This is a genomic window from Kytococcus sp. HMSC28H12 (assembly GCF_001816045.1).
GTDB classification, from domain to species: domain Bacteria; phylum Actinomycetota; class Actinomycetes; order Actinomycetales; family Dermatophilaceae; genus Kytococcus; species Kytococcus schroeteri.
The window spans coordinates 1-21,598 of the sequence record NZ_KV824699.1; the positions used below are offsets into that span (position 1 = coordinate 1).

16 protein-coding genes are annotated in these 21,598 nt (G+C 71.8%); 15 read left to right on the plus strand and 1 reads right to left on the minus strand.

The features are described 5' to 3' along the window. Nucleotides 1–283 precede the first annotated feature (283 nt). From HMPREF3099_RS11660 to HMPREF3099_RS11675, 4 genes are all read left to right on the plus strand, one after another. Nucleotides 284–961, plus strand: a complete 678-nt coding sequence (locus HMPREF3099_RS11660) for an ATP-dependent Clp protease proteolytic subunit (RefSeq protein ID WP_070706240.1) — start codon at nucleotides 284–286, stop codon at nucleotides 959–961. A 50-nt stretch (nucleotides 962–1,011) separates the two neighbouring features. After that, nucleotides 1,012–1,665 carry an ATP-dependent Clp protease proteolytic subunit gene (locus HMPREF3099_RS11665; RefSeq protein ID WP_070706241.1) on the plus strand — a complete coding sequence of 218 codons (654 nt, stop codon included), beginning with the start codon at nucleotides 1,012–1,014 and terminating at the stop codon, nucleotides 1,663–1,665. 142 nt (nucleotides 1,666–1,807) lie between these two features. After that, nucleotides 1,808–3,079 (plus strand): ATP-dependent Clp protease ATP-binding subunit ClpX, encoded by a 1,272-nt coding sequence (gene clpX / locus HMPREF3099_RS11670; RefSeq protein ID WP_070706242.1) that lies wholly within the window; start codon nucleotides 1,808–1,810, stop codon nucleotides 3,077–3,079. A 45-nt stretch (nucleotides 3,080–3,124) separates the two neighbouring features. After that, nucleotides 3,125–3,751 (plus strand): hypothetical protein, encoded by a 627-nt coding sequence (locus HMPREF3099_RS11675; RefSeq protein WP_070706243.1) that lies wholly within the window; start codon nucleotides 3,125–3,127, stop codon nucleotides 3,749–3,751. An 85-nt stretch (nucleotides 3,752–3,836) separates the two neighbouring features. Here the strand turns inward: HMPREF3099_RS11675 and valS are convergent, their stop codons facing one another. After that, entirely contained in the window at nucleotides 3,837–6,488 is a 2,652-nt protein-coding gene (valS, locus tag HMPREF3099_RS11680; protein ID WP_070706258.1) for a valine--tRNA ligase, read from the minus strand. A 343-nt stretch (nucleotides 6,489–6,831) separates the two neighbouring features. On the opposite strand from valS, the gene ileS reads away from it, so the two are divergent. The 11 genes from ileS to HMPREF3099_RS11735 all read left to right on the plus strand — a co-directional run bounded on the left by ileS (nucleotide 6,832) and on the right by HMPREF3099_RS11735 (nucleotide 21,522). Then, nucleotides 6,832–10,218, plus strand: a complete 3,387-nt coding sequence (gene ileS / locus HMPREF3099_RS11685; protein ID WP_070706244.1) for an isoleucine--tRNA ligase — start codon at nucleotides 6,832–6,834, stop codon at nucleotides 10,216–10,218. After that, a complete protein-coding gene (locus tag HMPREF3099_RS11690; protein WP_070706245.1) occupies nucleotides 10,215–11,597 on the plus strand; it encodes a bifunctional folylpolyglutamate synthase/dihydrofolate synthase in 1,383 nt (460 codons plus the stop codon). Before ileS ends, HMPREF3099_RS11690 begins: the two co-directional genes overlap by 4 nt. 22 nt (nucleotides 11,598–11,619) lie before the next feature. Next, nucleotides 11,620–12,051, plus strand: coding sequence for a DUF4233 domain-containing protein (locus tag HMPREF3099_RS11695; RefSeq protein WP_237769857.1), 432 nt, complete (start codon nucleotides 11,620–11,622; stop codon nucleotides 12,049–12,051). Beyond that, the gene (locus HMPREF3099_RS11700) at nucleotides 12,051–12,896 is read left to right on the plus strand and encodes an undecaprenyl-diphosphate phosphatase (RefSeq protein WP_070706246.1); all 846 of its coding nucleotides are present in this window, start codon (nucleotides 12,051–12,053) and stop codon (nucleotides 12,894–12,896) included. Before HMPREF3099_RS11695 ends, HMPREF3099_RS11700 begins: the two co-directional genes overlap by 1 nt. A 97-nt stretch (nucleotides 12,897–12,993) precedes the next feature. Continuing rightward, nucleotides 12,994–13,446: a nucleoside-diphosphate kinase gene (ndk, locus tag HMPREF3099_RS11705; protein WP_070706247.1), complete on the plus strand. Its 453-nt coding sequence runs from the start codon at nucleotides 12,994–12,996 to the stop codon at nucleotides 13,444–13,446. An 80-nt stretch (nucleotides 13,447–13,526) separates the two neighbouring features. Further along, complete coding sequence (locus HMPREF3099_RS11710; protein WP_070706248.1) at nucleotides 13,527–14,558, plus strand: rod shape-determining protein; 1,032 nt, start codon at nucleotides 13,527–13,529, stop codon at nucleotides 14,556–14,558. Beyond that, a complete protein-coding gene (locus HMPREF3099_RS11715; RefSeq protein ID WP_070706249.1) occupies nucleotides 14,558–15,760 on the plus strand; it encodes a rod shape-determining protein MreC in 1,203 nt (400 codons plus the stop codon). The genes HMPREF3099_RS11710 and HMPREF3099_RS11715 overlap by 1 nt, the downstream gene beginning before the upstream one ends. After that, on the plus strand, nucleotides 15,760–16,248 hold the full coding sequence (gene mreD / locus HMPREF3099_RS11720) for a rod shape-determining protein MreD (protein WP_070706250.1): 489 nt from the start codon (nucleotides 15,760–15,762) through the stop codon (nucleotides 16,246–16,248). The genes HMPREF3099_RS11715 and mreD overlap by 1 nt, the downstream gene beginning before the upstream one ends. Next, nucleotides 16,248–18,512 (plus strand): peptidoglycan D,D-transpeptidase FtsI family protein, encoded by a 2,265-nt coding sequence (locus HMPREF3099_RS11725; protein WP_141762162.1) that lies wholly within the window; start codon nucleotides 16,248–16,250, stop codon nucleotides 18,510–18,512. Before mreD ends, HMPREF3099_RS11725 begins: the two co-directional genes overlap by 1 nt. Before the next feature lie 40 nt (nucleotides 18,513–18,552). After that, nucleotides 18,553–18,879 carry a 30S ribosomal protein S15 gene (gene rpsO / locus HMPREF3099_RS11730; RefSeq protein ID WP_237769858.1) on the plus strand — a complete coding sequence of 109 codons (327 nt, stop codon included), beginning with the start codon at nucleotides 18,553–18,555 and terminating at the stop codon, nucleotides 18,877–18,879. 180 nt (nucleotides 18,880–19,059) lie between these two features. Then, complete coding sequence (locus HMPREF3099_RS11735) at nucleotides 19,060–21,522, plus strand: polyribonucleotide nucleotidyltransferase (RefSeq protein WP_070706252.1); 2,463 nt, start codon at nucleotides 19,060–19,062, stop codon at nucleotides 21,520–21,522. The last annotated feature ends 76 nt before the right edge of the window (nucleotides 21,523–21,598 follow it).

Here is a 21,598-nt window from a genome sequence, read left to right on the forward strand (position 1 = left end):
GCCAAGAAGGCGACCACGACCCGCAAGGCTCCGGCCAAGAAGGCTGCCGAGAAGGCCGACGAGGCGCCCGCGGAGGAGACCTCCGAGGAGAAGTGACCCCCGGGTCACCCGCAGGACGGGGCCGTTGCGCGAGCGCGCAGCGGCCCCGTCCGCGTGTCCGGGGTGGCAGGTGCGTGCGCTGAGGGCGAACAGGGCCGCCGGCCGGGACGAAAGCGGGACGGCTCGGCGTTAGCGTCCCTCGAGGGATCCACACCAGGAACCGTCCGACGAAGGAGAGACGCCCGTGAGCGAGCACACCGCATCGACCCCCGCCGTGGCCAGTGAGGGCGCGCGACTGGCGGGTCTGGACGACCAGATCTACAACCGCCTGCTGAAGGAGCGCATCGTCTTCCTCGGCTCGGACGTGCGTGACGACAACGCGAACGCCATCTGCGCCCAGCTGCTGCTGCTCTCGGCCGAGGACCCCAACGCCGACATCTGGCTGTACATCAACTCCCCGGGCGGCTCGGTGACCGCCGGCATGGCGATCTTCGACACCATGAACTGGATCCCCAACGACGTGGCGACCGTGGCCATGGGCCTGGCGGCCTCGATGGGTCAGTTCCTGCTCTCGGCCGGCACCCCCGGCAAGCGCTACGCCACCCCGCACAGCCGCGTCATGATGCACCAGCCCTCCGGCGGCGTCGGCGGTACGGCCTCGGACATCAAGATCCAGGCCGAGCAGCTGCTGCACATCAAGCGCCAGATGGCCGAGCTCATCGCCGAGCACACCGGCCAGAGCACGGAGCAGATCACCAAGGACTCCGACCGTGACCGCTGGTTCACCGCGCAGGAGGCAAAGGAGTACGGCTTCGCGGACCACGTCTTCCAGACCTCCACCGACACCCAGGACGTGAAGAAGGGCGACGTGGCCGACGAGGACCGGGCCCACGCCGGTGAGACCGGCCAGGAGGGCAAGTGACCCACCACCCGCAGGTTCCCGCCCACACGCCGATGATGCACGGAGGAAACATGACCCACGCCAGCGCCCAGGGACGTCTGCACGTGCCCGGCCCCAGCTCCCGCTACGTGCTCCCGCAGTTCGAGGAGCGCACCGCCTACGGCAGCAAGCGTCAGGACCCGTACACCAAGCTGTTCGAGGACCGCATCATCTTCTGCGGCGTGCAGATCGACGACGCCTCGGCGGACGACATCATCGCCCAGCTGCTGGTGCTGGAGTCCCAGGACCCGGACCGCGACGTGCTGATGTACATCAACTCCCCGGGCGGCTCGTTCACCGCGATGACGGCCATCTACGACACGATGCAGTTCATCCGCCCGGACGTGCAGACCTTCGTGCTCGGCCAGGCCGCCTCGGCCGGCGCCGTGCTGCTGGCGGCCGGTGCGCCGGGCAAGCGCTTCGCCCTGCCCAACTCGCGCATCCTCATCCACCAGCCCGCCATGGAGGGCACCGGCGGCATGGCCTCCGACCTGGAGATCACCGCCAACGAGGTGCTGCGCATGCGCACCTGGCTGGAGGACACCTGGGCCAAGCACTCGGGTCAGACCCCGGAGAAGGTCCGCAACGACATCGAGCGCGACAAGATCCTCTCCGCGCAGGAGGCCAAGGAGTACGGCCTCGTCGACGCGGTGCTCCCGAGCCGCAAGGCCGCCCTGGAGGGCTGAGTACCCTCCCGCCGCACCCCGCAGGGGGCCGCCACCGTGCAGGTGGCGGTCCCCTGCGGCGCATCGTGGCCCCTGCCCCGAGGTCGTCGGAGGCCGGGGGTAGCGTGGAGCGCAGTCACCACCGGACGGACGGGAGAGGTCAATGGCGCGCACTGCGGGGAGCGGGGACTTCCTCACCTGCTCCTTCTGTGGCAAGAGCCAGAAGCAGGTCCGCAAGCTCATCGCCGGGCCCAACGTCTACATCTGCGACGAGTGCATCGAGCTCTGCAACGAGATCATCGACGAGGAGTTCCCGGCCGCCTCCGTGGAGCGCCTCGAGAAGGTGCCCACGCCGCGCGAGATCCACGCCTTCCTGGAGTCCTACGTGGTGGGGCAGGACGAGGCCAAGCGGGCCCTCGCGGTGGCCGTGTACAACCACTACAAGCGCATCGACGCACAGGGCTCCTCCGACGACCCCGACGCCCCCGAGGTCGCCAAGAGCAACATCCTCATGATCGGGCCGACCGGCACCGGCAAGACCTACCTGGCGCAGACCCTCGCCAAGCTCCTGCAGGTGCCCTTCGCCATCGCCGACGCGACCGCGCTCACCGAGGCGGGCTACGTGGGGGAGGACGTCGAGAACATCCTCGTGAAGCTCATCCAGGCCGCGGACGGGGACGTGTCCAAGGCCGAGACCGGCATCATCTACATCGACGAGATCGACAAGATCACGCGCAAGAGCGAGAACCCGTCGATCACCCGCGACGTCTCCGGCGAGGGTGTGCAGCAGGCGCTCCTGAAGATCCTGGAGGGAACGGTGGCCTCGGTGCCCCCGCAGGGCGGCCGCAAGCACCCGCACCAGGAGTTCGTGCAGATCGACACCCGCAACATCCTGTTCGTGGTGGGCGGGGCCTTCGCCGGGCTCGACGAGATCGTCGCCGAGCGTGAGGGCAAGGGCGGCCTGGGCTTCGGGGCCACCCTCTCGGCGCGCCGCACCGAGGGGGAGTTCCTGCGCAACGTGCGCCCCGAGGACCTCGTGAAGTTCGGGCTCATCCCCGAGTTCATCGGCCGCGTGCCGGTGGTGGCCGCGGTCAACCCGCTCGACGCCGACGCCCTGGTCGACATCCTCACCGGGCCGCGCAACGCACTGGTCAAGCAGTACCAGCACCTCTTCCGCCTCGACGGGGTGGAGCTGGAGTTCACCGACGACGCCGTCCGCGCGGTGGCCGAGCAGGCGATGCTGCGCCGCACCGGCGCCCGCGGACTGCGCGCCATCATGGAGGAGGTGCTGCAGCCGGTGATGTTCGACGTGCCGAGCGACGACGGCATCGAGCGCGTCGTGGTGACCGCCGACGTGGTGGCCGACAACGTGAACCCGACCATCGTGCGCCGCGACGAGAAGCGCGCCAAGCGACCCAAGCGCAAGAGCGCCTGACCCGCACCGGGTGGGCGAGGACCTGCTGACAGCGAGGAGACCGACGTGACCGCCCAGCCCGCCGACAGCACCCCCACGAGCCCCCGTGCCGCCCTCCAGCCCGACACCCTGGCGGTGGGGATGCGGCTGCCGCGCCAGTCCAGCCCCGTCACCTGCGGGGCGGCCAGCCTTGTGGTCGCGCGCCGCCTGCTGGAGCGCATGCCCCTGCCGTCCGCCGACGACCTGGTGGAGGGCCAGGACTTCCGCACCACCGAGTTCGCCACCTTCGGGCGCACCAACAACCCGTGGGAGGCCCGTGCGCTGCGCTTCCCGTGGCCGATGGCGCTGGGGACCCCGCCGTGGGGCGCACTGGCCGAGCTGCGGCAGGTGGTGCACACCGAGGGGCTGGGGCACCTCCGCTACGGTCTGCGGGCCGTGCGCACCGGCGGGGCCGAGCAGCTCGCCGGAGCCCTGGCGGGCACCGGCACCCACGAGCCGGCGCTGCTCTACGTGGGCACGCGCTGGATGCCGCGCCACGTCGCGGTGGTGGCCGAGGACGCCGCGGGCCGCTGGGCGCTCTACGACCCCGCGGCCGGCACCGTGGTGGAGGCCGACGTCGACGAGTTGGCCGCCGGCATCCAGCGGGTGGGCGGCTGGCCGGTGCCGTGGGTGGTGGTCGGCCCCCGCGTCTGAGCCCCCGGAGCCGAGCTCGCTCCCGCACACGACGGCGGCGGCCACCCCGTGGGGTGACCGCCGCCGTCGTCGTGGGGGAGGGGCCTCAGTCCTTCTTCGGCTTCTCCACCTTCACGAGCTCGGTGTCGCGGACCTCCAGGGTCTCGCCGTCGGTCTCGGTGACCTCGCACACCACGTGGCCCGAGGAGACGACGTCCTCCCACGCGCGGTGCGCGGCCTCGCGCTGGTCGGCCGGGCCGGCCAGGGTCATGGCGGTCACCTGGGCGCGCATGCCCATCTTGGCCTCGGACTTGGCCTTGCGGATGCCGGCGAGCACGGCCGCCGCGGCCGGCTTCACGGCCGCGTCGCCCTCCTGGACCCCGGGAACGGCCAGCTCACCGGTGGTGGGCCACGGCGCGCGGTGCACGCTGCCGGCGTGCCACCAGCTCCAGACCTCCTCGGTGGCGAACGGCAGGAAGGGCGCCAGCAGGCGCAGCTGGACGTCCAGGGCCACGCGCAGGGCGGCGCGGGCCGAGGTGGTGGCGGCGGAGGCCCCGTCCTCGGCGCCGTAGGCGCGCGACTTCACGAGCTCCAGGTAGTCGTCGCAGAACGACCAGAAGAAGGTCTCGGTGACCTCCAGGGCCTTGGTGTAGTCCCACGCCTCGAAGCCGGCGGTGGCCTGCTCCACCACGCCGGCCAGCTCCACCAACAGGGAGCGGTCCACCGGCTCGGTCACGGCGGCCAGGAGCTGCTCGGCGGTCTGCGCACCGGCCACCTCACCGAAGCCCAGGGCGAACTTCGAGGCGTTGAGCAGCTTGATGGCCAGGCGACGCCCCACCTTCATCTGCTGGGTGTCGAAGGCGGTGTCCACGCCCTGGCGGGCCGAGGCCGCCCAGTAGCGGACCGCATCGGACCCGTGCTGCTCGAGCAGGTCCACCGGGGTGACCACGTTGCCCTTGGACTTGGACATCTTCTTGCGGTCCGGGTCCAGGATCCAGCCGTTGAGGGTGGCGTTGTGCCACGGCACCGAGCCGTGCTCGTGGTGGGCGCGCACGATGGTGCTGAACAGCCACGTGCGGATGATGTCGTGGCCCTGCGGGCGCACGTCCATCGGGAACACCAGGTCGAACAGCTCGGGGTCGTTGCGCCAGCCGCCGATGATCTGCGGGCTGAGCGAGCTGGTGGCCCAGGTGTCCAGCACGTCCGGGTCGGCGGTGAAGCCGCCCGGCTGGTCGCGCTGCGACTCGTCGTAACCCGGCGCGGTGTCGGACTGCGGGTCCACCGGCAGGTCGGCCTCGGCGGGGGTGATGGGGTGCTCGTGGTCCGGCTCGCCGTCGGCGTCCAGCGGGTACCAGATGGGGAAGGGCACGCCGAAGAAGCGCTGGCGGCTCACCAGCCAGTCGCCGTTGAGGCCCTCGATCCAGTTGGCGTGACGGCGCTCCATGTAGGCCGGGTGGAAGTCCACCTCCTGCCCGCGGGCAATGAGGGCGGCGTTGAGGTCCGCGTCGCGCCCGCCGTTGCGGATGTACCACTGGCGCGAGGTGACGATCTCCAGCGGCTTGTCGCCCTTCTCGAAGAAGTTCGCCTTGCGCTGGGTCTTCTGCGGCTCCCCGATGAGCTCCCCGGAGGCGCGCAGGGCCTCGACCGTGTTCTCGCGGGCGGTGTGCACCGTCTTGGTGGCCACCGAGGAGGCGTAGAAGTCGGCCGCCGGGGAGTCGGCGAGCCACTCGGGCGTCTCACCGACCAGGCGTCCGTTGCGGGTGATCACCGACCGGGTCGGCAGCTGCAGCTCGCGCCACCAGGTGACGTCGGTGAGGTCACCGAACGTGCAGCACATGGCGATGCCGGCGCCCTTGTCCATCTCGGCGGCGGTGTGGGCCACCACCGGCACCTCGACGTCGTACAGCGGGGTGCGCACGGTGGTGCCGAACAGGTGCTGGTAGCGCTCGTCGTCCGGGTGGGCGATGAGGGCCACGCAGGCCGGCAGCAGCTCGGGGCGGGTGGTCTCGATCTCCACGTCACCCTCGGGGCCGTGGAAGGCCAGCCGGTGGTAGGCGCCCGGGTAGTCGCGAGCCTCCAGCTCGGCCTGGGCCACGGCGGTCTGGAAGGTGACGTCCCACAGCCCGGGGGCCTCGGCGGAGTAGGCCTCGCCACGCTCCAGGTTGCGCAGGAAGGCCTGCTGGCTGGTGGCGCGGGCGTTGTCGTCGATGGTGCGGTACTGGAAGTTCCAGTCCAGCGAGAGGCCCAGGCGGCGGAAGAGCGCCTCGAAGGCCTTCTCGTCCTCCACGGTCAGTTCGTGGCACAGCTCGATGAAGTTGGGGCGGCTGATGGGCTGCTGGTCGGCGGCCTTCACGGACTTGCCCTCACCACCGCGCTGCGGGGGCTCGTAGCCCTCCACGTACGGCTGGTTGATGTCGCCGCGCACGCCGTAGTAGTTCTGCACGCGGCGCTCGGTGGGCAGGCCGTTGTCGTCCCACCCGATGGGGTAGAAGACCTCCTTGCCCGTCATGCGGTGGTAGCGCGCCATGCAGTCGGCCTGCGTGTAGCCGAAGACGTGGCCCACGTGGAGCGAGCCCGACGCGGTGGGCGGCGGGGTGTCGATGGTGAAGCGCTGGTCGCGGGGCAGCGAGGCGGCACGCTCGCGGTCGAACGCGTAGGTGTCCTGCTCCTGCCATACCGCGGTCCAGCGGTCCTCGAGGCCGTCGACGGACGGCTTGTCGGGCAGCTGGGCGGGACGGGCGGCAGAGGAGTCGGTCATGCGCGGCATTGTCGCACCCGCTGGTGGCGGTCGGCTCCCTGGTGGCCCGGGGACCCGGTAGGCTGGTATCAGAGGCAGCGATCCGGCCATCACCGGGGAGCCTTCCGGAAGAACGGCCCACCCACCGGGCGCCCCACGGGCGGCCACAGGTGGGCTCACTAGACCCGGACGGGTAGGCCCGAGACAGCCGTCACGAAGGGGCCCGTCCCCGTCGTCCGCCCCCCGGGTGCGGACGGGAGGCCGGGCAAGAGAGGTGGTACCGCGGGACCCGCCGTCGGTGGGTGTCGTCCTCGGCAGCACGAGCAGCACGACCAGGTCGTGCGGCACGAGACGAGGAGCCGCGATGAGCACCGCACCCGAGACCACCCCCGCTGAGCAGACCCCGCCCGCCGGCCCGGGCGTGTACCCCATCGTGCGCACCGGCACCCCCGGTGCCCCCGGCAGCGGCGTGACCGCGCCGTCCTTCCCGGAGATCGAGCAGGGCGTGCTGCGCCACTGGGAGGCCGGCGACACCTTCCGCAAGAGCGTGGAGAACCGCCCCGCAGGGACCAACGGTGAGAACGAGTACGTCTTCTTCGACGGGCCGCCCTTCGCCAACGGCCTGCCGCACTACGGCCACCTGCTCACCGGCTACGTCAAGGACGTGGTGCCGCGCTACCGCACCATGCGAGGCCAGCGCGTGGAGCGCCGCTTCGGCTGGGACACCCACGGCCTGCCGGCCGAGCTCGAGGCCATGCGCCAGCTGGGCATCACCACCAAGGAGGAGATCCTCCAGAAGGGCATCGACTCCTTCAACGACGCGTGCCGTGCCTCGGTGCTGAAGTACACCGACGAGTGGCAGGCGTACGTGCACCGCATGGGCCGCTGGGTCGACTTCGAGAACGACTACAAGACCCTCAACGTGGAGTACATGGAGAGCGTCATCTGGGCGTTCAAGCAGCTCCACGAGAAGGGGCTGGCCTACCAGGACTTCCGCGTGCTGCCCTACTGCTGGCGCGACCAGACCCCGCTGAGCGCCCACGAGCTGCGCATGGACGACGACGTCTACCAGATGCGCCAGGACCCGGCCGTCACCGTCGGCGTGCGCCTGGAGACCGGCGAGACCGCGCTGGTGTGGACGACCACCCCGTGGACCCTGCCCAGCAACCTCGCGGTGATGGTGGGGCCCGACATCGACTACGTGGTGGTGGAGTCCGACCCCGCCACCGACCCGACCGGCGCCTCCCAGCGCTACGTGGTGGCCGAGGCGCGCCTCGAGGCGTACGCGCGCGAGCTCGGCGAGGATCCCGCCTCGCGCGTGGTGGAGCGCCTCAAGGGTGCCGACCTGCTGGGCCGCTCCTACGAGCCGCCGTTCAGCTACTACCGCGGCCAGGAGAACGCCCACCGCGTGGTGGAGGCCGACTTCGTGACGACCACCGACGGTACGGGTCTGGTGCACTCGGCCGGCGCCTTCGGTGAGGACGACAAGGTGGTCACCGACCGCGAGGGCATCGAGCCGGTGATGCCGGTGGCCGCCGACGGCACCTTCACCGCCCCGGTCGGCGAGTACGCGGGCCTGCAGGTGTTCGACGCCAACGCGCCGATCATCGCCCACCTCAAGGCCGCCACCCGGGCGGTCGGCGGCCAGGCCGGGCAGGACACCGGGTCGGTGAGCCCGGGCACCGTGCTGCTGCGCCACGAGACCTACGACCACTCCTACCCGCACTGCTGGCGCTGCCGCACGCCGCTGATGTACAAGGGCGTCGAGTCCTGGTTCGTGAAGGTCACCGACGTCAAGGACCGGATGCTCGAGAACAACGAGCAGATCACCTGGGTGCCGGAGAACGTCAAGCACGGCCAGTTCGGCAAGTGGCTCGAGGGCGCCCGCGACTGGTCCATCACCCGAAACCGCTACTGGGGCTCCCCGGTGCCGGTGTGGGTGAGCGACGACCCCGAGTACCCCCGCACCGACGTGTACGGCTCGCTGGCCGACATCGAGGCCGACTTCGGCGAGCTGCCGCGCAACGCCGCCGGCGAGGTGGACCTGCACCGCCCGTGGGTGGACCACCTGACCCGCCCCAACCCGGACGACCCGCGCAACGCCGGCGCCGCGCCGGGGGAGCACACCGGCTCCACCATGCGCCGCGTGGAGGACGTGCTGGACGTCTGGTTCGACTCGGGCTCGATGTCCTACGCCCAGAACCACGTGCCCTTCGAGAACGCCGAGTGGTTCGAGCACCACTTCCCGGCCGACTTCATCGTGGAGTACATCGGCCAGACCCGCGGCTGGTTCTACACGATGCACGTGCTGGCCACCGCGCTCTTCGACCGCCCGGCGTTCAGCAATGTCATCTGCCACGGCATCGTGCTGGGCAGCGACGGCCAGAAGATGAGCAAGTCGCTGCGCAACTACCCGGACGTCTCCGAGGTGTTCGACCGCGACGGCGCCGACGCGATGCGCTGGTTCCTCATGAGCAGCCCCATCCTGCGCGGCGGCAACCTCGTGGTGACCGAGCAGGGCATCCGCGACGGCGTGCGGCAGGTGATGATCCCGCTGTGGAACGCGTGGTCCTTCTTCGCCATGTACGCCAACGCCGCCGGCGAGGGCGGGCACCGCGCCCAGTGGTCCACGGCCTCGACCGACCCGCTGGACCGCTACGTGCTGGACGCCACCGGCACGCTGGTACGCGAGGTGACCGAGTGCATGGACGCCAACGACCTGGCCCGCGGCTGCGAGCTGGTCCGCGACTTCCTGGACACCCTCACCAATTGGTACGTCCGCCGGTCCCGCGACCGCTTCTGGGAGGGCACCGACACCGCCTGCTTCGACACCCTCTACACGGTGCTCGAGACGGTGTGCCGCGTGGCCGCCCCGCTCCTGCCCTTCGCCACCGAGGAGATCTGGCGCGGGCTCACCGGCGGCGAGTCGGTGCACCTGGCCGACTGGCCGGACGCCGCGGACTTCCCGAGCGACCCGGCGCTGGCCGCCGCGATGGGGACCGCCCGCCAGGTGGCCTCCGTCGGCTCGGGCCTGCGCAAGACCCGGTCGCTGCGCACCCGCCTGCCGCTGCAGAGCCTCACCGTGGTCACCGAGGACCCGCGGGCCCTGGCCGACCAGGGGGCGCTGCTGGCCGACGAGCTCAACGTCCGCGAGGTGCGTCTGCTGGCGCTGGACTCCGACGAGGCCGCCTCCTACGGCGTCGAGCAGCGCCTGGTGGTCAACGCGCGCGCCGCCGGCCCGCGCCTGGGCAAGGACGTGCAGACGGTCATCAAGGGTTCCAAGACCGGTGACTGGTCGGTGGACGCCGACGGCACCGTCACCTCCGGCGGCATCGCCTTGGTCGAGGGGGAGTACACCCTGGAGACCGTGACCTCCGGCGACGACGAGGGCACGGCCACCGGCGTGCTGCCCGGCGGCGGCTTCGTGGTGCTCGACACCACGGTCACCGACGAGCTGGCCGCCGAGGGCACCGCCCGCGACGTCATCCGCGCCGTGCAGGGCGAGCGCCGCGCCGCCGGGCTCTCGGTGGGCGACCGCATCTCGCTCACCGTGGTGGGCGACGAGCAGGTGTGGGCCGCGGCCGTGGCCCACCAGCAGCTCATCATGGACGAGACCCTCGCGGTGCAGTTCGGCGCCGGCGGTCCGGACACCCCGCTGCCGGCCGGCGGCGACTGGCACCGTGGCGAGGTGGACCTCGGCGAGGGCCGCACCGTCACCGTGCTGCTGCGCCGCAAGGAGTCCCGCGCATGAGCGCCGACCCCCGCCGAGAGGCCGCCGAGAACCTGGAGACCACTCGCCGCGTGCGGGAGGTCACCCAGGCGCTCATGGCCCGCATGCCCGAGAGCGACGTGGTGCCCACCCTGGACCGGGTGGCCCGCTGCATGGAGCTGCTGGGCGACCCGCAGCGCACCTACCGGGTGGTGCACCTGACCGGCACCAACGGCAAGACCTCCACCACCCGGATGGTGGAGCGCATCCTGCGGGAGACCGGGCTGCGCACGGGGCGCTTCACCTCCCCGCACCTGCACGACCCGCTGGAGCGCATCAGCATCGACGGTGCGCCCATCGACCCGCGGCACTTCCTCGAGGTGTGGGACGACGTGGCGCCCTTCATCGCCATCGTCGACGCCGAGAGCGAGGCCGCCGGCGGCCCGCCGCTGAGCTACTTCGAGTGCATCGCCGTGCTCGCCCTGGCCGCCTTCGCCGACGCCCCGGTGGACGTCGCCGTCATCGAGGTCGGCCTCGGCGGCCGCTGGGACGCCACCAACGTGGCCGACGGCGACGTCGCGGTCATCACCCCCATCGGGCTGGACCACGAGCGCTACCTCGGGGGCGACGTGCAGTCCATCGCCGCCGAGAAGGCCGGCATCGTCAAGCCCGGGGCGCGGGTGGTGGTGGCCGAGCAGGCCGAGGAGGCGCGCGCCGTCGTCGCCGACGCGGTGGAGGCCGCCGGCGCCCGCCTGGCCACGGCCGGCGTCGACTTCGGCGTCACCGAGCACGACGTGGCCGTCGGTGGCCAGCTCGTCGGCATCCGCGGGCTGGCGGGGGAGTACGACGAACTCGTGCTGCCACTCTTCGGCCAGCACCAGGCGCAGAACCTGGCCCTGGCGGTGGCCGCCGTGGAGTCCTTCCTCGGTGACGGCCAGCAGCCGCTGGACCCCGAGCTGCTCCGCGAGGCCGTGGCCGGCATGACCGCGCCCGGCCGGCTCGAGGTGGTGCGGCGCTCGCCGACCGTGGTGGTCGACTCCGCGCACAACCCGCACGGCATGGAGACCCTGGCCCGCGCCCTGGAGGAGTCCTTCACCTTCGCCCGCCTGGTGGGCCTGGTGGCGGTCTTCGAGGACAAGGACGCCGAGGGCATGCTCTCCGCGCTGGCCCCGGCGGTGGACCACCTCGTGGTCTCGCGCAACTCCAGCCCGCGCTCCATGGAGCCCGAGGCGCTCGGCCGTTTGGCCCGGGAGCTGCTCGGCGACGACATGGTGACCGTGGTCGAGAACCTGCCCGACGCGCTCGACCTCGCCGGCTCGCTGGCCGACGAGGGCGGCGTGAGCGGCGGCGTCATCGCCACCGGCAGCATCCACACGGCTGCGGACGTGCGGATGCTGCTGGGCACCACGGACGTCTCGTGACCCGCGTGGGAGGATCCCCCTCGTGAGTTCACCCATCCCCGTGGTCGGTCCGCTGGGCAAGATGTCCCGCCGGTTCACCAGCGTCACCCTGTTCTTCCAGTCCTTCGCCGTCTTCTTCGGTGCCCTCACCGCACGGGCGCTGGCCCACGCTCGGGGTGACGTGCATTCCACGTCCTACCTCGTCGGCGGGTCGGCGTTGGCCGTGGCCTGCCTGGTGACGATGGTGGTGCTCAAGCGCCGCTGGGGCGTCACCCTCGGGTGGGTCCTGCAGGTGCTCACCGTCCTGTGCGGCCTGGTGGAGCCGGCGATGTTCGTGGTCGCCGCGATCTTCCTCGGGCTGTGGGTGGCCGCGCTCTACTGGGGTCACCGCATGGATGAGCTCACCCGGCAGTTCGCCGCCCGCCACGGCGGCACCGGGGCCGCGCAGGAGAACTCCACGGAAGGTGGTCGGTGATGGGTTGGCTCGAGGCGATCGTGCTGGGACTGGTGCAGGGGCTCACGGAGTTCCTGCCCATCTCCTCCAGCGCGCACCTGTCGGTGGTGGGGCGGTTCTTCGGTGACGAGGACCCCGGAGCGGCGTTCACCGCCATCACGCAGCTGGGCACCGAGGCCGCGGTGCTCATCTACTTCCGCAAGGACATCGCCACCATCGTCACCAAGTGGTTCAAGGCGTTGGCCGGGAAGGTGCCGCACAGCGACCCGGACGTGCGGATGGGGTGGCTGGTGATCGTGGGCACCCTGCCGATCGGCCTGCTCGGCGTGCTCTTCCAGGACCTCATCGAGACCAAGCTGCGCAACCTGTGGCTCACCGCCTCGATGCTGCTGGTGTTCGCCCTGGTGATCGGCGTGGCCGACCGGCTGGCCGCGCGCCGTCCGCAGGGCGAGGCCAAGGAGCTCCAGCAGCTCAGCTGGGGCGACGGCCTGAAGTTCGGCCTGTGGCAGTCCCTGGCGCTCATCCCGGGCGTCTCGCGCTCCGGTGGCACCATCGCCGGTGGTCTGTTCATGGGCTACTCGCGTGTGGCCGCCGCCCGCTACTCGTTCCTGCTGGCCATCCCGGCGGTGCTGGCCTCGGGCCTCATGCAGGTGGTGAAGATCGCCGACGACCCGGTGGCGCCGCAGTGGGGCCCGATCGTCGTGGCCACGCTCATCAGCTTCGTCGTGGGCTACGCGGTCATCGCCTGGCTGCTGCGCTACATCTCGAGCCACGACTTCACCGCCTTCGTGGTGTACCGCATCGTGCTGGCCCTGGTGCTCTTCGGCCTGCTGGGCACCGGCACGCTCTCGGCGACGGGCGCCTGAGTCGCGGACGCCCCGACGCGGGGGCCGCGCCCCTGCACGACCGGCGAGCCGGCGGTGCCCCCACGGGCGCCGTCGGCTCGCTGGCTAGGGTGGGTCCGTGACCACGACTGCAGCTGACACGAACGAGACCATCGAGCGATCCCTGGTGCTGGTGAAGCCCGACGGCTACCGCCGCGGCCTCACCGGACAGGTGCTGGCCCGCATCGAGGCCAAGGGCTACCGCCTGGCCGCCCTGACGGTGGTGGAGGCCACCCGTGAGCAGTTGGCCGCCCACTACGCCGAGCACGAGGGCAAGCCCTTCTACGAGCCGCTCATGGAGTTCATGGCCTCCGGCCCGCTGGTGGCCGCCGTCGTGGAGGGCCACGGCTGCATCCCCGGCTTCCGTGCGCTGGCCGGTGCCACCAACCCCACCGAGGCGGCCCCGGGCTCCATCCGCGGCGACCTGGGTCGTGACTGGGGCCTGAAGGTGCAGCAGAACATCGTGCACGGCTCGGACTCGCCGGAGTCCGCCGAGCGCGAGATCGCCATCTGGTTCCCGCAGGGGGTGTGACCTCCCTGACGCCCACGGAAGCGGGCTCCGCCGGCCGGTTCTCCGGCCGGCGGTCTCGGGAGGGACATACGATGCCGCCCATGACTTCGAGTTGGCAGCGCCTGCGCGGTGGTGACCTGGCGGTGGACCTGGGGACCTCGCGGACCCGGATCTGGCGCAAGGGCAGGGGCATCGCCCTGGACGAGCCGTCGCTGCTGGCGGTCGAGGGGGGCACGGGCAAGGTGCTCGCCGCCGGTGAGCGCGCCCGCGGCCTCATCGGCCGTACCCCGGCGCACGTGCACATCATGCGCCCGGTCCGCGACGGCGTGATCGTCGACGCGGACGTCGCCGAGTCGATGCTGCGCACCTTCGTCGACCAGGTGCACTCCAGCTGGCTGAACCGCCCCCGCGTGGTGGTCGCCACCCCCTCGCAGATCACCGCCGTGGAGCGCCGCGCCGTCGAGGAGACGGTCCTGCGCTCCGGCGCCCGCGAGGTCTTCATCGTGGAGCAGGGCATGGTCGCGGCCATCGGGGCCGGGCTGCCGGTCAACGACGAGCAGGCCTCGATGGTGCTCGACCTCGGCGGCGGCACCGCCGACGGGGCCATCACGGCCCTGGGCGGCATCGTCCGTTCGGGCTCGGCCCGGGTGGGCGGTGACGACCTCAGCGAGGCCGTCCGCGACTGGCTGCGCACCGAGCACCACCTGCTGCTGGGGGAGCGCACGGCCCAGGACCTCGTGGCCCAGGTGGGCTCGGCGGTGCCGCAGCGCGAGGAGGCCACGGCCCGCGTGCACGGCCGTGACCTGCGCACCGGCCTGCCCGAGACGGTGGACGTCACCGGGGCCGCGGTCCGCGAGGCCATGGCGGCGCCGCTGGACGGCATCGCCGCCTTCGCCCGCAGCCTGGTGGACCAGTGCCCGCCGGACCTGGCCGGTGACGTCACCGGCCGTGGCGTGGTGCTCACCGGTGGGGTGGCCCTGCTGCGCGGCATCGACCAGCGCCTCTCCCGCGAGCTGGCCCTGCCGGTGCACGTGGCCAAGGACCCGCAGCGGGCGGTGATCCGCGGTGCGGGGCGGTGCATCGACGACCTGGCGCGCCTGCGCCGCATCGTGGTCGGGGAGCAGCGGTACTGATGGCCGACCGCATCCGTCCGTACTCCGGTGACCGTCGGGTGCGGGGCCGGCGCCGGGGTGACTCCCAGCGCCGCGTCCCCGTGGGCGTGGTCCGCCGGGAGGGCCTCACCGGCCGCCGGCTGGGCATGCAGCAGCGGGACCGCTCCGCCGAGCGCCGCGCGTGGGCGGGGCCCCTGGCGGCCCTGGCCCTCACCCTCGCCGCCGTGGGGGTCGACGCGGTGTCCCCGGCGGTGCTCGACCCCGTGCGCAGTGCCTCGGAGGTGGCCTTCGCCCCCCTGCAGCGCGCGATGGTGGTGCCGCCCACCGACGAGCTGCAGGCCGTGGAGTCCGAGCGCGACCGTCTGGCCGACGAGCTGCGCGCCCAGCGCGAGAAGAACCGGCTGGACTCCGCCGCCGTGGGGCTGTTCGACTCCGAGGTGGTGGCCGGACGTGAGCTGACCCCGGCCCGCGTCATCGGGTTCACCGCGGCCACGGCCACCTCGCCGGACCGCCGCGTCACCCTCGACGTGGGCTCGCGCGACGGCGTGGAGCCCGACCTCACCGTGGTCTCCCGCCGGGGCCTGGTGGGCCGCGTTGTCTCGGTGACCGACTGGACGAGCGAGGTGATGGTCCTCGGTGACCCGGCGCTGTCCCTGGGCGTCCGCTCCTCCTCCGGCGCGATGGGGGTGCTCTCGGCCACCGCGCCCCCCGGCACGCCCGCCCGCCAGGCCAACCAGCTGACCCTGCAGGCCTTCGAGCCGGGCACCTTCAAGGAGGGTGACCTGCTCACCACGCTGGGTGGGGCCAACAGCCCGTTCGTCTCCGGCGTGGCCGTCGGCCGCGTGGCCTCGATCGACCCGGACAAGGGCCAGCTCCAGGAGACGGCCGTGGTGCGCCCCGGGGTGCAGGTCTCCACTCTCGAGGTGGTGGGCGTGCTGAGCACCGCCGAGCGCGACCGCTCGCGCGAGACCACCACGCTGCCGGAGTCGCAGCCCAGCCCGTCGGGCCCGGACGCCTCGCCGGGCGGTGACGCCTCGGCGGACCCGTCCTCCCAGCCGTCCTCCAGCGGGGACCAGACCGGTCCGCTGGACGGCAACCCGAGCGACGACGAGTCGGTGCTCGTGGACCCCTCGGCCCCGGTGGACCAGCCCACCGACGCCCCGAGCGACGCCGCCCGCCCGGACGCCCAGCCCGCCTCGCCGACCCCCACCGGAGCCCCGTGATGCGTTTCATGATCGGCCTCATCCGCGTCGTGGCCATGGTGCTGCTGGCGGTCGTGACCACCGGTCTGCTGCCGCGGGTGTCCTTCCCCGCGCCGGACCTGCTGCTGCTCGTGGTGCTGGCAGTGGCCCTGCTGCGTGGTGCGCGGTCGGGCCTCGTGTGGGGCCTGGTGGCCGGCTGGCTGGTGGACCTCGTGCCGCCGGGCGCCGGGGTGGCCGGTGCCACCGCCCTCACCTACGGCCTGGTGGCCTGGGCGGCCGGCTCCTTCGCGGCCACCGTGCGCCGCTCGTGGTTGCTCACCTCGGTGACCGTCGCCGTGGCGGCGCTGGCCGTGCAGGGCGTGCGCTGGGTCATGGCCCTGGCCCTGCAGAAGCCGACCGGCGACACCGTCGACCCGTGGGCCTGGCTGCTCACCGCGCTGCTGGGCGTGGTGGTGGTGCCCACCCTGATGCACCTGGAGAACGCTGCCCTGACGAGGAACGCCACGTGATGCAGATCCTGAGGACCGCCCGCCGCCGCACCGTGATCATGGGGGTGCTGGTGCTCGTGGCGCTGCTCGTGCTCGGTGGACGCATGGCCCAGATGCAGGTGGTGCAGCACGACCGGTACGCGACCGCGGCGCAGACCACCAACACCCGCTCGATCGTGCACCCGGCGGTGCGTGGCCGCATCCTGGCCGCCGACGGCACCCCCTTCGTGCGCAACGTGGCGCACTCCACGGTGACCATCGACCCGCAGGTGATGCGCGAGCAGGAGGACAAGGGGCGCGGCATCGTGGAGGCCGTGGCCACCGAGCTGGGGCAGGACCCCGACACGCTGTGGGGCCGCACCCGCACCTGCGGCGCCAAGGACGCGCCCCGCCCGCCGCGCTGCAACTCCGGTGGCGCCTACCAGCCCATCACCATGGCCCAGGGCGTGGACCCGGTGAAGCTGCTGCCGCTGCTGGAGCGCCCCGAGGACTACCCGGGCGTCAAGGTGGACGCCACCGCCGAGCGCGGCTGGCCCAAGCCGAAGGGTGCCCTGGCGGCCCAGACCTTGGGCTACCTGACGCGCGTGAGCGCCGAGGACCTCAAGGGGCGCGACGACCTGCAGTCCACGGCCATGATCGGCCGCGACGGGCTGGAGGCCTTCTACGACGGCGACCTGCGCGGCCGCAACGGCGTCACCAAGGTGGCCGTCTCCCCGGCCGGCCGCTTCCTCGAGGAGATCAGCCACACCGAGCCGCAGGCCGGTCTGGACGTGCGCACCCACCTGGTCCCGGAGGTGCAGCGCGTGGCCGAGGAGGCACTCGCGCAGGCCAGCCAGGCCGCGGCGCGCAAGAACGGGGCGACCCAGCCGGGCGACAAGGGCAGCGCCAAGACCGGTGCTGCGCTGGTCATGGACGTCGAGACCGGGGGAGTGGTCGCCTCGGCGAGCCTGCCGGGCTACAACCCGGAGGTCTGGAAGGGCGGCGTGGACTCCCAGCAGCTGGAGCAGCTGGTGGACGAGGACGGTGGGGTGCCGCTGACGAACAAGCTCGTCTCCTCGGTCTTCCCGCCGGCCTCGACCTTCAAGGCCGTCTCGCTGCCGACCGCCTTCAGCCAGGGGCTGGACGCGAAGGAGAAGTACAGCTGCCCGGCCCGCGTCAAGATCGGTGACCGCTACTTCCGCAACTTCGAGTCCAAGGAGCACGGCGACCTCACGCTGCAGCAGATCATCGAGGTCTCCTGCGACACCGCCTTCTACCGCTGGTCCTTCCGCACCTGGCGCGGACTGGGCGGCCTCAACGCCAAGGACGTGGCCGACCCCTACGTGGAGATGGCCCGCGGCTTCGGCCTGGGCTCGCGCACCGGCATCGACCTCCCGCACGAGTCGGCCGGCCGCATCCCGGACCGCGAGTGGAAGCTGGCCTACTGGGAGTCCCTCAAGGAGGGCTACTGCAAGCGGGCGGAGACCGGGTACACCAAGAAGGAGGTGCCCGACGCCCAGAAGCGCAAGGAGCTCAAGGAGAGCGCGCAGGAGTTCTGCCTGCGTGGGTACCAGTACCGCGGCGGTGACGCGGTGAACTTCTCCATCGGCCAGGGTGACGTCTCCACCACCCCCCTGCAGATGGCCGTGGTCTACGCCGCCATCGCCAACGGGGGCAACGTCATCGAGCCGCGGCTGGCCAAGGAGGCGGTGGACGTCGACGGCAAGGTCGCCAAGACCTACGACACCACCGTCCGCCAGCGGGTCGGCTTCACCGAGGAGTCGCTGCGAGTGCTCCGCGAGGGCCTCGAGGGCGTGATGACCCGGGGTACCGCGTCGTGGGCCTTCAAGGACTGGGACAACGCGCGCCACCCCCTGGCCGGCAAGACGGGGACCGCTGAGGTGGCCAACCAGGCGCCCACCTCCTGGTTCGTCAGCTACGACGCCGGTCAGAAGTCGAAGTACGTGGTGCTCGTGGTGCTCGGCGACTCGGGAACCGGTAGCGAGTACGCGGCGCCGGTCGCGCGCTCCATCTGGAACACGATGAAGACGCAGGGCCTGCTCGAGGCCAACGGAGCGGACGCCCCCGTCTCGTCGGCCGACACGAAGGCCGACATCGAGGCCGCCACGAAGCGCGCCGAGGAGGCCAAGGCCCGGACCGTGACCGTCAAGGACGTCACCAAGGAGTCCCTCGTGGGGCCGGTGGACACGGAGTTCCAGGACGGCGGGGCACCCGCCGACGCGCCCACGGAGAACCCGTCGGCGTCGGCCGCCCCGGAGGCGGCCGTGGGGCGCACCCGTCAGTGATAAGGTGACACCTTGCCGTTCGATCGGCCGCGGACGCCGAATGCCCCGGAGAACAGGCCCGGGCGCGCCGCGCAACGACCCTGAGGAGTCACGCTTGACCACGCTGGACGCTGCCAAGAAGAAGTCCATCATCGAGGAGTACGCCACCACCGAGGGTGACACCGGGTCGCCGGAGGTGCAGGTCGCCCTGCTCACGCAGCGCATCAAGGACCTGACCGAGCACTCCCGTCAGCACAAGCACGACCACCACACCCGTCGTGGCCTGCTGCTGCTGGTGGGTCGCCGCAAGCGCCTGCTGCGCTACCTGGAGTCCACCGACATCGAGCGCTACCGTGCGCTGATCAAGAAGCTCGGCCTGCGCCGCTGAAAGAGCTCTCTGCCGACTGCGGCCCCCCCGGGGGCCGCTTTTGGTATGAGTAGAGGGGGTCGGCCGGTCCGACCGGCCTCCTCGTGACCCGTCGCACCACGCGCCGGGAGGAACACCGGACCACCAGACACACGGCACAACGACGATGCCCGTGTGCTGACCAACAGAAGGGAGGACCCCATGGAGGGTCCTGAGATCACGTTCGCCGAGGCCGTCATCGACAACGGTGCCCACGGCACCAAGACGGTCCGGTTCGAGACCGGGCGACTCGCCCAGCAGGCCGCCGGCTCGGTGGCCGCCTACCTCGTCGAGGACGACATCGACGACAGCACCATGGTCCTGTCGGCCACCACGGCCGGCAAGGAGCCCAAGGACCACTTCGACTTCTTCCCGCTGACGGTGGACGTCGAGGAGCGCATGTACGCCGCGGGCCGCATCCCCGGCTCGTTCTTCCGCCGTGAGGGCCGCCCGGGCACCGACGCGATCCTCACCTGCCGCCTCATCGACCGCCCGCTGCGCCCGACCTTCACCAAGGGCCTGCGCAACGAGGTGCAGGTCGTGGTGACCGTGCTGGCCCACCACCCGGACCACCAGTACGACGTGCTGGCCATCAACGCCGCCAGCGCCTCCACCCAGATCTCCGGCCTGCCGTTCTCCGGCCCCATCGGTGGTGTGCGCCTCTCGCTCATCGACGGCCAGTGGGTGGCCTTCCCGAACTTCTCGGACATCGCCCGCTCCACCTTCGACATGGTGGTGGCCGGCCGCATCGCCGGCGACGACGTCGCGATCATGATGGTCGAGGCCGAGTCCACCGAGTCCACCTGGACCCTGGTGAACGACGAGGGCAAGACGGCCCCCACCGAGGAGGTCGTGGCCCAGGGCCTCGAGGCCTCCAAGGTCTTCATCCGCGCCCTGTGCGAGGCCCAGCAGAAACTGCACGCCGAGGCCGGCAAGGAGGTGCAGGAGTTCCCGCTGTTCCTGGACTACCAGGACGACGCCTACGCCGCCGTGGAGGCCGCCGCCGCGCAGGACACCGCGCAGGCCCTGACCATCGCGGGCAAGCAGGAGCGTGAGGCGCGCCTGGACGAGATCAAGGAGTCCCTCAAGGCCGAGCTGGCCGGGGCCGACGAGGAGGAGGGCAAGCCCTTCGCCGGTCGCGCCAAGGAGGTCTCCGCCGCGTTCAAGGCCCTGCAGAAGAAGCTCATCCGCGAGCGCATCCTGCGTGACGGCGTCCGCATCGACGGCCGTGGCCCCAAGGACATCCGTGCCCTGTCCGCCGAGGTGCAGGCCCTGCCGCGCGTCCACGGCTCGGCCATCTTCGAGCGTGGCGAGACCCAGATCATGGGTGTCACCACGCTGAACATGCTGCGCATGGAGCAGCAGATCGACGGCCTCGGCCCGGTGACGCGCAAGCGCTACATGCACAACTACAACTTCCCGCCGTTCTCCACCGGTGAGACCGGTCGCGTGGGCTCGCCCAAGCGTCGCGAGATCGGGCACGGCGCCCTGGCCGAGCGTGCGCTCGTGCCGGTGCTGCCGAGCCGCGAGGAGTTCCCGTACGCCATCCGCCAGGTGTCCGAGGCGCTGGGCTCCAACGGCTCCACCTCGATGGGGTCGGTCTGCGCCTCCACCATGTCGCTGCTCAACGCCGGTGTGCCGCTCAAGGCGCCGGTGGCCGGCATCGCCATGGGCCTGGTGTCCGCCGAGGTCGACGGGGGCGTGCAGTACCAGGCGCTCACCGACATCCTCGGTGCCGAGGACGCCTTCGGCGACATGGACTTCAAGGTGGCCGGCACCAAGGACTTCGTCACCGCCATCCAGCTGGACACCAAGCTCGACGGCATCCCTGCCGAGGAGCTGGCCAAGGCGCTCACCCAGGCCCGCGACGCGCGCCTGCACATCCTCGACGTGATGTCGCAGGCCATCGACGCCCCGGACGAGATGAGCCCGAACGCCCCGCGCGTCATCGCGGTGAAGGTGCCGGTCGACAAGATCGGTGAGGTCATCGGCCCCAAGGGCAAGATGATCAACCAGATCCAGGAGGACACCGGCGCCGACATCTCCATCGAGGACGACGGCACCGTGTACATCGGCGCCACCGACGGCCCCTCGGCCGAGGCGGCCCGGTCGGCCATCAACGCCATCGCCAACCCGCAGATGCCGGAGATCGGCGAGCGCTTCCTGGGCACGGTCGTCAAGACCACCACCTTCGGTGCGTTCATCTCCCTGCTGCCGGGCAAGGACGGCCTGCTGCACATCTCCGAGATCCGCAAGCTTGTCGGTGGCAAGCGCATCGACGCGGTCGAGGACGTGCTGAACGTCGGCGACAAGGTGCAGGTGGAGCTCAAGGAGATCGACCAGCGCGGCAAGCTCTCGCTGGGCGCCGTGGTGGCCGACGAGGAGGGCGCGGCCGAGGCCGCCCCGCAGTCCGGCAAGATCGGTGGCGGTGCCCGGGCGACCCGCACCGAGGACGAGGCCGAGCGCCCCGAGCCGGTGTCCGTCCGCGAGGACTCCGCCGATGCCGAGCCGGCCCGTGAGGCCGTCGAGGGCGACTCCGACGGTGAGGACGGCGAGCGTCGTCGTCCGCGTCGCCGCCGTGGCGCCCGTGGTGGCCGCGGCCGTGGTGAGGGCTCGGAGGACTGAGCCCCACCGTCCGGGTGACCGGCTGACGCACTGACACGAGGAGGCCCCCACCGTGTGGTGGGGGCCTCCTCGCGCG